Here is a 10,345-nt window from a genome sequence, read left to right as displayed (position 1 = left end):
ATATTATCCATAAGAGACTTTCCTTCTTTCTTTGTATATTTTGTTTTTGCTTACTTAATATATTATCAGAGGAAAGTCTCTTTTTCCATTTCTTATCTCAAATAACCCTACAGTAATTTTACACTAAGATCAAAGGGCTTATTTTATTTTAAATTTCTCCGAATTAACCTGATACCAGGCCAAATTATTCTGAAATTAACTGTATTTTAACCTTGCTTTAACCTTCTAAGTATATATATATAAGTGAAAGTGGATTTTCATTGTCTAATGAAGAAATCAAAAATAATGTACAAAAAGGTGGTTTTATAATGATAACCAGCACCCATTTGCTAATTTCCCACATCATATTCAATCATTGTTCAAAGAAATTTAATATTAAACTAAATAAATTCAACTTTTCATATGGCAACATAAAACCTGATTTTGTAAAGGACAGATCCAATCACTGCCATTGTCTGGATGAAAGTATAGATATAGTATGCGAATACTACAACAAGCTGGTTAATACCAGGATGTCCGTAAAAGAGTATTCCGTTACTCTGGGCATGATATGCCATTTCATCTGCGATTATTTCTGTTTATATCACACAGAAGGATATAAAGATAAAAATCTTTTTCAACATTTCATATACGAACTGCGCCTTCATTTTATTTTTATAGCTCTCCTGCTGTTCAAGGGATTTAAAATCATACCAGATATATATATTCCTGAAAAAAGCATACCAGCAGTTATATATTACATGCGCAAAAAGTATGACAAAGAGAATAAATCTTTCACCAGGGATATAACCTACGCTATTTCAACAGCAACAATAGCTGCAGATATAATAGCAAATTGCGAAAATCCGGAATACTTTTATAGAGGGACTGACCCCATACCATTTTCTGTAAAATAATTGTTTAAGGGAAAACTTTCTTCCTGCTCTTCCGCAGAATACTTCCATCTTAGGCTCTGCAGGTTATTTTATTTTTCTTTTCTCCAATCAGTATTTTTACATTCCTATTCACGTCTAATCTAACATTCGTATCCACTCTAACTTGAAGCAAATCAACATGTGTTATATAATACAAAGAAAGATGAACGAGCAGTTCTTGAAAACCTACGGCGTGATTATTCAAAAAAATTTCTTGATAGATGCAATCCAGCTTTGACTTTCGATATTATAGACCGAATCAAGATAGCCCATTTTCAGCGGGCATTGGGCGAAAAACCCAACATGTCAGGTCAGGTAATCAAAATTTTAAATGATTTAGAATTTGATGAACGTATGAATAAAAAGCAGATTATATCCCGTATGGATGAGATTATAAAAGTTTATTTTTACTATAGACCTACCTACTTTCCAGAAAAAAATATATCCCAAGAATCACAAAAAAGCGAAAACATTCTTAGAATAAATAGTAAAGAATCAAAATGACATGCAGTGCATTCCTGCAAGTCAGACCAATCATGCCGAATACAGCTATGCAGATAAAATGGGTGTAAAGGATACTGCTTTGGAAGTGAGAAAAGGCCTGCAAAAGGGGATTTCAGTTCTCGGTATTTTTACAGGACGTAATGAAGATGTCTGCGACGCCAAAAAGATATACGGCCATAATTTAGTTTATATAAAATCTCCGGAAAAATTTGCTGATACAGTTGGAGTTATGCTGGAAAATGAGTTGTATAACATATTGACTTGATAAGGCTGTAATAAAATAGTAAAATAAGGAAATAAAAACGGGGGGTGTGGTAATATGGACAGAATAGGCAGGATAAGAAGTGAAGAGGCTTTTTCCCATAAGGTAACATATGAAAACCATGAGCTGTATGATAAAGGTTCCTGGTTGAGCCGTCCTTTAAAAACAGTGATGGATATTTTACCCTATTTCAAAAAATATGACAGAGAAATAAGGATACTGGATCTTGGATGCGGGGTGGGCAGAAATGCAATTGCAGCTGCCCGCTCAATCAGGTGCAGAATTGACTGTGTGGATCTGCTGCCTGCTGCTTTAAAGCATTTAAAATCAAATGCCCGGTATTATCAGGTATCGTCAAAAATAAATCCTATTTTGTCAAGCGTTGACTCATACCAAATAGAAAAGGAGAAGTATGACTGTATACTGGCAATTTCTGTTCTTGAGCATCTTGGCAGCAGGGATACACTTCTGCTCAAGCTGCATCAGATTCGCGAAGGGCTGACTCAAGGCGGTGTTTTTATTTTGACAATGAATACGGACATCATTGAAGTAACCAGTGACGGGGTTCAGGTAGATCCCATGTTTGAAATCAATCTTAAAACGGAGGAAGCTGCCAAATGCTGTGAAAATATGTTCCACAGCGGTTATAAACTAATAAAAAAGCATTCAGCCACACAAACTTATCCTGTGGTCAGAAACTCCGGCACGAATAAATTAACTTCCTCAGTACTGACATATGTATTCAGAAAACTATAAAATTGATCAGAAGCTAAATACACCCTGCTGTTTACACTTCTGACAAGGGCTTAAAAATTGGACTAACTCCAATTTTTATCTATTTCCCCTTGTCCTTGAATTTCTCTCAGGTGAGCTGCCTCTATTGGAACTATTTTGGTATCCCCTCTCCTCATTTTTCTTCCTGCCGGCATTTTTGATTGAATTTTGATTTTCTTTAATTCTATTGGTGCTTGAACGCTGAAGTTGTTTTGAATCTGATTTACTCTTGCCTTCATAATATCTATTTTGAGCAGAATTATTTACTTTAGAGGAATTACCCCCACCATAAGTATTGTTCTTCTCCCTGGTAACACTGCCGTTTGAAGTTTTATAATTGCTTTTGCTGTTTAAATATCTGCTGTTTACCGCATTATCAGCATTTTTTATATCTTTTTTGCTTGAACTATTGTTCGAATTCTCCTTTGAACTTTTATTTGACTCTCTGTTTAAACTTTTATTCAAAATTGTATTTCCATTGGACTGAATTTTAACGTTCAAATCAGAAGTTTCCATATTTGATTTGAATTTGGAAATATTTATATTTTCACCATTTATATCAACAGAAATAGTCTTTGTCTTCATATACTCCTTATCAATAAACTTGTCTTTTTTGGATTGATCAATTATCATTTTCAAGCCATCATTTACGTTTGCATTTTCTATTTTAATCTGACTCAATACCTTACTTCCGTCATCATTCAATGCTTTATAAGAAATAATTCTATCCAAAAAGTTTACCTTCAATTCAATATCTGGATTTATATTCACCAGTACTGTAGCCGACGGGCTGTAATAAGCTTTAACTCCTCCTCCTATAAGCAGCGCAAGCATTATGCATGCCGCAGCAACTATTTTTCTGGCATCAAAACGAGAAAAAAAATGTACAGCTTCACTTCCTGCAAATTTTTCACCAACATTGGGCTTTTTTCCATTACAGGCTACTTTTACAAATTCACCATAAGGAGTAAGCAGATTAGCATATCTCCCGCTTACACTTATCACTATACCTTCTCTTTTACTCATTACATTCACCTACTTTTATATTTAAATAAGATCTTATATAAAGAAATTTTTCACTTCTGAATATTATAAACAGTGCAATAATATATTTTCTCCACTTATCAATAAATTTTTTGCTCAATCCGGTATATGTACATATCTGCTTAATTGGCAGACGCCTGTTATTCAATATGTAGCCGCTGATTTCACTATTATTGCATATTTTTAAGACAAGTCTTAAAGCATTATTTCTTGTATCCTTATGCTTTGGGCTGTTATTTACAAGGCTGTTAAAGTCGATTTTATATTTTTTAAGCTCTTTATTAAGCTCAGCAATCTCATCTGCCCTGTTCTTGTTTTCCTTTTCCAATTCAAAACTGTCTATGGCACTGTTATTGTCCAATTTTCCCATGTCATACTGATCATTATCAAAAGTAAGTAAGGGTGAATTTTTATTTTTTCTAAAATAGTCAATCAATGCATTTCTGATTATAACTTTTGCATATGCATAAAAATTTCCTCTGCACTCTGTATAGTTATCACAAGCCTTGTTAAACGCAATCAAAGCAATGCTGAGTTCATCGTCATTTTCCCATTGAAGGTGTTTTTTCGAAATAGCATAAGTACATTTATATATAAAATTCTTATTTTCATCAATAAATTTATTTTTATCCTCACAAATCAAGTGATCAATATTCTGCATAAAATCACCTCATATTAATATTATACGAAATATAAGAGAACTTTGAAGGGGTGATGCAAATTATTCTATAATCCCCCTGAAAATATAATAAAATGCCGTATATTCTAGTGATCGATCAAATGTAATTGAAATAAAACTTAAGTTGTATACATTTTAGAAGGGATGATCAGTGTGAAAAAAATAATGATTTTGGCAGCAAGCACAGTAATGGCATTTACTATAGTAAACACAGCATTTGCTTCCGAAGCAGCAACCCTGAAAGATTGTGCCGGTATAACACCAGACAGCATCTTATATCCGGCGGATAAAGCTATAGATAATATAAAAATTATATTGTCCTTTTCAGATGGTGCAAAAGCAGACACATTATCTGATATAGCTGAAGAAAGATTAGGCGAAAGCGAAATTATGGCGGATAAAAACAGTCAAAATCTTGCAAATACTGCTATTGATGCCTATAAAAGCTGTATGAAGAACGCCGAAAGCAAAATCGAAAATGCACTAAACAGCAGTCAGAATACAGAAAATACAGATAAACGTAAAAATCTGGAAAATATAGAGGATAAAATTATATCCAGAGAAAAAAAATCTTTGGATATATTAACCAAACTTCAGAATAAAGTTGGAGATAATGCAAAAGCTGTAATAGCAAAGGTTATAGAAATGCAGAAAGCAAAAATAAATGCCATGCTCGCCGTCAAAAAAGAACGAGCAATTTATAATGATGTCAAGAAACAATATACTGAAGCTAAAATAGCCCTTGAAAAAGCAAAAAAATCAGGAGATGAAACGGCAGTTAAGTCTGCTGAAGACTTATTGGATCAAAAACAGCAGGCACTTAATACAGAGAAACAGAATCTTGTAAAAGCTGTTCAGGCAAAAAAAGAAGCTTCTAAAATAAGCGTGGGGAAATCAATAAAAGAAGCAAAAGCTCATAAAGATAAAAACTTGAAATATAATAAAAATAAACAACCATATAAACCATACAAAACATATAAAACAAATACTGCCGCAACTGCATCCACCGCGGCTGGCAATACAGCAACTGGCAGTACATCCTCAAATTCTGCTGCTGTAAATTCTGCCAAAGCTAATCCAATTTCAGCAGCCAGTAAAAATGTGGAAAAGCGGCAGATAAATCACCAGGTAAAGCAGCAGATAAAGCCAGTTGTGAAAAATCAAATTAAAAAAGAAACAAACAGCAATATAAATAAAAAAGAAAAACAGAACAAAGTGGTCAACAATAGCAGTAAACAAAAAATTATGAGATCACAGCATTAAACATTCAGATCAACAGGGATGTATCCGTGTCTGTATAATCAGTAATCAGGTACATTCCTGTGTTTTTAAATTTGAGGAGTGTCCATAGAATAAAGCATCATTGCATTATCCTATTAGTGACAAAATATCATAAATTTCATCATATTTAAATATTTCTCCAGCTAAAAGCATATTCTTAAATTCTTCTACTGATACAAACTTTACATCACTGACTTCTTCTCTTTGAAGAACTATTTTTGATAGTTCAATATTCATGTATACAAAATAAATATCCCAGATAATATTATTTTGAAATATTCTCCTCACAAAATTCAAATCATCTTTTTCAATACATATTCCCAATTCCTCTTTTATCTCTCTTACAGAACCATCAACTGTATTCTCCCCACTGACCATGCACCCTGTAGTCAATGTCCAAATACTAGGAAGAATTTCCTTGTTTTTAGACCTTTTCTGAATCAACACTTCAAGCTTATCATTGATAATCCAGACCTCGGCAGCTAGATGATATTCTCCCCTGCTTAAAATATCCGTGCGTTTTTTTATTAAACCTGTTTTATGACCGCTGCCATCATATATATCCCATAATTCCATCCAAAATCCCCCTATACTCCTTCTTATACATAATTTTGAAAACAAAATATCAAGCATTACAGCTCCATTATAACTGAATTACAGTCTTTATATCAAAAGTGCCTCAAAAATAATACATCAGTATATATTGAATACATTAAATGATAATATTGCAATTTTCATATATAAGTATTATTATATTGTTAATGTTCTTTCGATATGTTACCAAACATAACAAAATAAATTATATATTTCACATTAAAATACGTTACATTACGTTTTGTCAGAAAATGAGGCGATATTACCGGTGAAAACAAATTTAAACATCCTTTCAGAAAAAGTCATCAAATTAAAAAAAGAGAATGAGGGAGAAAAAGTAAAAATAAAATACAGAGGAATTTATACCAACTGGATACTTCTAGCATTGCTTATAGTTGTTTTTTTGTTTTCATTTACCGTAGGCAGTTATTCTCTGCCCATTTCCCAGATTCTAAATATATTTTATGACAAAATAGCAGGTGTCCAAGCCTTCTATGGTTTAAACGCAGAAAATATAATATTTAAAGTGAGAATGCCCAGGATCTTTGCGGCTCTGATTATAGGCTGTGCACTTTCCGCTGCCGGTTCTGCCTATCAAGGCCTGTTTAGAAATCCAATGGTGGCTCCCGATATACTCGGGGCATCAGGCGGAGCAGGATTTGGCGCAGCTATAGGGCTTTTGCTTTCATTTAGTTCTGCCGAAGTTCAGCTTATGTCGTTTATATTGGGACTGGCCACTGTACTTTTTACATTGAGCATCAACTCGGTAATAAACCGCGGCAGAGATGGTTCTACACTCAGTCTTATACTCACGGGAATGGTGGTATCAAGCCTCGCACAATCTTTTATATCTATAATAAAATATGTAGGCGATCCAGAGGATAAACTTCCGGAAATAACATTCTGGCTTATGGGCGGCCTATCCACTGTAACTACAAGAGATGTCGCCACAATGATTTTACCTATGTTTTTAGGACTTATACCCCTATTCATTTTAAGATGGAATTTAAATGTACTTTCTTTTGGTGACGAAGAGGCCGGTGCTCTCGGTATAGACACAAGGAAGATTAGGGGAATTATAATAATCTGTTCTACTCTGATTACAGCTTCATCTGTATCCATAGGTGGAATAATAGGGTGGGTCGGGCTCATAATACCACACCTGTCAAGAATGATTGTAGGTCCCAATTACAAGGTTTCACTGCCTGCATCCATGCTCATGGGAAGTATATATCTGCTGCTCGTGGACGATATAGCCAGGGGTATATTTACAACTGAAATTCCCCTGGGGATATTGACGTCATTGATTGGTGCTCCGTTTTTTATATATCTGCTTATGAAAGGAAGGAGGGGCTGGATATGATAATGGATATAAAAAATGTATCCTGTGGATATGGTTCAAAGATTATCGTGAAAAACATATCATTAGGTGTAAAATCAGGTGAAATACTCTGTATTCTCGGTCCCAACGGCGTAGGAAAAACCACTTTTTTTAAAAGTATACTGGGATTTTTAAAATTAAAAAGTGGAGAAATATTAATAGACAATGAAAATATACAGAGCTGGAGCAGAAAAAAATTGGCAATGACTATGGGATATGTTCCACAGTCACATACGACTCCATTTCCATTCACTGTAATAGATGTGGTTGTTATGGGCAGAACATCACATTTGGGTATTACTGCTTCTCCAACAAAGAGAGATGTGAAGATTGCTGAAAATAACATGGCAATGCTTGGTATAAGTTATTTAAAAGATAAAATTTATACAGAGATAAGCGGAGGTGAGAAGCAGATGGTACTTATCGCCAGGGCACTTACCCAGGAACCGGATCTGCTTATTATGGATGAACCTACTTCAAATCTGGATTTTGGCAATCAAGTAAGAGTGCTAAGGCAGATTTCAAGGCTTGCAAAAAAAGGTCTCGCCATTATAATGACATCCCACTTTCCAGATCATGCATTTTTATGTTCTACACAAGTTGCACTGTTTCAAAAGCATAACAATTTTATTATAGGAAACCCTGATGATATTGTAACTGAAAAAAATCTTAAAATGGCATATGGCATAAATGTAAAAATCATAACTACAAATTTAAATGATGGAAGTGAAATCAAATCCTGTATACCACTGCTTGAAAATTGATTAGGCCCAGTGCTGAGGTTGGGTACTGTCTTAATTATATAAAATTATTTTAAGGATGTGAAATCATTATGAAGAAATCAAACAAAGTAAAAAAATTAATTCTAGCCGCTGCTGCCGTCATATTTTTATTTTCAGGATGTGGTCAGACAAATACCAGTTCCAATGGAAATTCAACTGCTAAAGAAAGTAAAGGAAAAATCGTTGTAGATTCAACCGGTACAAAGGTAACCGTTCCTGATAAAATAGATGTAATAGCCGATGGATGGCCTGCACATAATGAAATAGTAGGAATGCTGGGCGGAGCAGATAAAATAGCTGCAACTATCGATGGAAAAGAAGCATATCCATGGCTTTACAAAGTATTCCCAGGTATGAATAAATCAAAAACCATATTTACAAACAACACGGTAAATACAGAGACGCTTGCGGAATTGAAACCGGATGTTTTATTTATTCCAACTCAATCAAAACTGCTTGCAAAAACCAAGGAACTCAAAATACCTACTGTACAGCTGATATTTCAGAATTATGACGATTTGAAAAAGGTCGTCAATATAACAGCCCGGGTTATGGGAGGAAATTCGCAGGCCAAAGCAGATGAATTCAACTCTTATCTGGATAAAAGGTTCAAGGCCGTCACAGCCGTAACTTCTAAAATACCTGATTCGGACAAGCCGAAAATATTGCATATAGAATCTTTCAAACCGCTTATGATTGATGGACAAAATACTATAGTAGATCAATGGATAAAGGCCGGAGGTGCAAAAGATGCTGCAGAGATATCAGGGAACAAAAAAACTGCATCCATGGAACAGGTGCTTAAATGGAATCCGGATATAATAATAATTGGGAAAAGCACTTTAACTGATAAAAAAAGCCCTATAAAAACTTTGGATCAATTATACAGCAACCCTCAGTGGAGTCAGGTAAATGCCATCAAAAACAAGAAAGTATATATAAATCCAACAGGAGTGTTTTTATGGGACAGATATGGAATGGAATCAGCTCTTCAATTCCAGTGGCTGGCAAAACTTCTTCACCCGGACAAATTCCAGGATCTGGACATGGTAAAAGAAACTCAAAATTTCTACAAGAAATTTTTGAATTATGATCTTACTTCCGATGAAGCAAATAAAATTTTAAATGCCCAGGATCCAGACCAATAATCATATAAAATACTGCTTCAAACCCAGACATTAATTTTGAAGCAGTATTTTTGATCACTTTATATGTAAATATTAAATTTCTGCATCGACAGTATCATCCTTTTTTCTTTCTCTCACAAATGTAACAACTGCCGGAATAAGCGATATTATTATGATGGCAATTACTACATAGGAAAAATTACGTTTTATAAAAGGAAGACTTCCGAAGAAATACCCTCCCCATAAAAACAGGGATACCCACAAAAATCCTCCCAGGACATTATAAGTTATAAATTTTGAATAACTCATCTCCCCAATACCGGCTATGAAAGGTACAAAGGTTCTTATTATTGGAATAAACCTTCCTAGTACTATGGCCATGGATCCATGCTTTTCATAAAATCTGTGTGCTTTGTCAAGATGCTCCTTATTGACAAACCTGATATTTTCTTTTTCCAAAATACCAGTTCCGATTTTTTTGCCTATGAAATAATTGGCGGTATCTCCCAACACTGCGGCCAGAAAAAATATAATATACAGCGTGAACACTTCCAGCATACCTTCTGAAGCAAGTGCTCCAGTTGCAAAAATAATGGAATCACCCGGTAAAAACGGTGTTATAACCAATCCTGTTTCACAAAATATGATTAAAAATATTATCCCATATGTCCATAATCCATAATTTTGTATTATGATATTCAGATATTTATCAATATGCAGTACAACGTTGATTAAATTTTCTATGAAACTCATAATTTTTATCTCCTTCTATTGTCACGACTTAAATGTATTTCAAATACAATATTAACATTATACAATTTATTTTAACCTGTTTTTTATTACAGCAGGTTAATTTTATATTAATTTTTAAGGCTTAATGATTCACAGATAAAACTTTTTTATGTATGCTATATTGACAAATGAGTTGAAAAAGTTTATATTTAAATTAATTGATATAAATTATTTTTAAATAAAATATATTTTAAAATAGAAAGTATTATAC

At 33.8% G+C, this 10,345-nt stretch carries 12 protein-coding genes; 8 read left to right on the top strand and 4 right to left on the bottom strand.

Translation table 11 applies throughout. The features are described 5' to 3' along the window. The first annotated feature begins 260 nt into the window (after nucleotides 1-260). The 4 genes from CLLU_RS16985 (at nucleotide 261) to CLLU_RS16970 (ending at nucleotide 2,436) form a co-directional block, all read left to right on the top strand. Entirely contained in the window at nucleotides 261-896 is a 636-nt protein-coding gene (locus tag CLLU_RS16985) for a zinc dependent phospholipase C family protein (protein ID WP_146127616.1), read from the top strand. A gap of 159 nt (nucleotides 897-1,055) precedes the next feature. Continuing rightward, nucleotides 1,056-1,418, top strand: a complete 363-nt coding sequence (locus CLLU_RS16980; RefSeq protein ID WP_106010955.1) for a hypothetical protein — start codon at nucleotides 1,056-1,058, stop codon at nucleotides 1,416-1,418. A gap of 1 nt (nucleotide 1,419) precedes the next feature. Continuing rightward, on the top strand, nucleotides 1,420-1,683 hold the full coding sequence (locus tag CLLU_RS16975) for a hypothetical protein (RefSeq protein ID WP_106010954.1): 264 nt from the start codon (nucleotides 1,420-1,422) through the stop codon (nucleotides 1,681-1,683). A 54-nt stretch (nucleotides 1,684-1,737) separates the two neighbouring features. After that, a complete protein-coding gene (locus CLLU_RS16970; RefSeq protein WP_106010953.1) occupies nucleotides 1,738-2,436 on the top strand; it encodes a class I SAM-dependent methyltransferase in 699 nt (232 codons plus the stop codon). A gap of 75 nt (nucleotides 2,437-2,511) precedes the next feature. On the opposite strand, the gene CLLU_RS16965 is transcribed toward CLLU_RS16970, so the two are convergent. Both CLLU_RS16965 and sigI read right to left on the bottom strand, forming a co-directional pair. Beyond that, the gene (locus CLLU_RS16965) at nucleotides 2,512-3,480 is read right to left on the bottom strand and encodes an anti-sigma-I factor RsgI family protein (protein WP_106010952.1); all 969 of its coding nucleotides are present in this window, start codon (nucleotides 3,478-3,480) and stop codon (nucleotides 2,512-2,514) included. Continuing rightward, entirely contained in the window at nucleotides 3,473-4,159 is a 687-nt protein-coding gene (gene sigI / locus CLLU_RS16960; protein ID WP_106010951.1) for an RNA polymerase sigma-I factor, read from the bottom strand. Before sigI ends, CLLU_RS16965 begins: the two co-directional genes overlap by 8 nt. Nucleotides 4,160-4,330: 171 nt before the next feature. On the opposite strand from sigI, the gene CLLU_RS16955 reads away from it, so the two are divergent. Next, complete coding sequence (locus CLLU_RS16955; RefSeq protein ID WP_106010950.1) at nucleotides 4,331-5,440, top strand: DUF5667 domain-containing protein; 1,110 nt, start codon at nucleotides 4,331-4,333, stop codon at nucleotides 5,438-5,440. A 105-nt stretch (nucleotides 5,441-5,545) separates the two neighbouring features. On the opposite strand, the gene CLLU_RS16950 is transcribed toward CLLU_RS16955, so the two are convergent. Further along, on the bottom strand, nucleotides 5,546-6,034 hold the full coding sequence (locus CLLU_RS16950; protein WP_106010949.1) for an NUDIX hydrolase: 489 nt from the start codon (nucleotides 6,032-6,034) through the stop codon (nucleotides 5,546-5,548). Nucleotides 6,035-6,320: 286 nt separating this feature from the next. Here CLLU_RS16950 and CLLU_RS16945 point away from each other — a divergent pair, with 286 nt between their 5' ends. From CLLU_RS16945 to CLLU_RS16935, 3 genes are all read left to right on the top strand, one after another. Then, the gene (locus tag CLLU_RS16945; RefSeq protein ID WP_420866710.1) at nucleotides 6,321-7,415 is read left to right on the top strand and encodes a FecCD family ABC transporter permease; all 1,095 of its coding nucleotides are present in this window, start codon (nucleotides 6,321-6,323) and stop codon (nucleotides 7,413-7,415) included. Continuing rightward, the gene (locus CLLU_RS16940; RefSeq protein WP_170065771.1) at nucleotides 7,412-8,197 is read left to right on the top strand and encodes an ABC transporter ATP-binding protein; all 786 of its coding nucleotides are present in this window, start codon (nucleotides 7,412-7,414) and stop codon (nucleotides 8,195-8,197) included. The genes CLLU_RS16945 and CLLU_RS16940 overlap by 4 nt, the downstream gene beginning before the upstream one ends. A 68-nt stretch (nucleotides 8,198-8,265) precedes the next feature. Further along, nucleotides 8,266-9,363, top strand: coding sequence for an ABC transporter substrate-binding protein (locus tag CLLU_RS16935; protein ID WP_106010947.1), 1,098 nt, complete (start codon nucleotides 8,266-8,268; stop codon nucleotides 9,361-9,363). A 72-nt stretch (nucleotides 9,364-9,435) separates the two neighbouring features. Here the strand turns inward: CLLU_RS16935 and CLLU_RS16930 are convergent, their stop codons facing one another. Further along, nucleotides 9,436-10,095, bottom strand: a complete 660-nt coding sequence (locus CLLU_RS16930) for a DedA family protein (protein ID WP_106010946.1) — start codon at nucleotides 10,093-10,095, stop codon at nucleotides 9,436-9,438. Nucleotides 10,096-10,345 lie beyond the last annotated feature (250 nt).

Source organism: Clostridium luticellarii (assembly GCF_002995845.1).
Taxonomy (GTDB): Bacteria; Bacillota; Clostridia; order Clostridiales; family Clostridiaceae; genus Clostridium_B; species Clostridium_B luticellarii.
Note: the sequence above shows the minus strand (reverse complement) of the source record. Positions and strands in the feature narration are given on the sequence as shown.

Bases quoted from the DNA above. Each gene is read 5' to 3' on its own strand.
- CLLU_RS16975 (WP_106010954.1), top strand. From the start codon at position 1,420: ATGCAGTGCATTCCTGCAAGTCAGACCAATCATGCCGAATACAGCTAT.
- CLLU_RS16970 (WP_106010953.1), top strand. From the start codon at position 1,738: ATGGACAGAATAGGCAGGATAAGAAGTGAAGAGGCTTTTTCCCATAAG.
- CLLU_RS16965 (WP_106010952.1), bottom strand. From the start codon at position 3,480: ATGAGTAAAAGAGAAGGTATAGTGATAAGTGTAAGCGGGAGATATGCT.
- sigI (WP_106010951.1), bottom strand. From the start codon at position 4,159: ATGCAGAATATTGATCACTTGATTTGTGAGGATAAAAATAAATTTATT.
- CLLU_RS16950 (WP_106010949.1), bottom strand. From the start codon at position 6,034: ATGGAATTATGGGATATATATGATGGCAGCGGTCATAAAACAGGTTTA.
- CLLU_RS16940 (WP_170065771.1), top strand. From the start codon at position 7,412: ATGATAATGGATATAAAAAATGTATCCTGTGGATATGGTTCAAAGATT.
- CLLU_RS16935 (WP_106010947.1), top strand. From the start codon at position 8,266: ATGAAGAAATCAAACAAAGTAAAAAAATTAATTCTAGCCGCTGCTGCC.
- CLLU_RS16930 (WP_106010946.1), bottom strand. From the start codon at position 10,095: ATGAGTTTCATAGAAAATTTAATCAACGTTGTACTGCATATTGATAAA.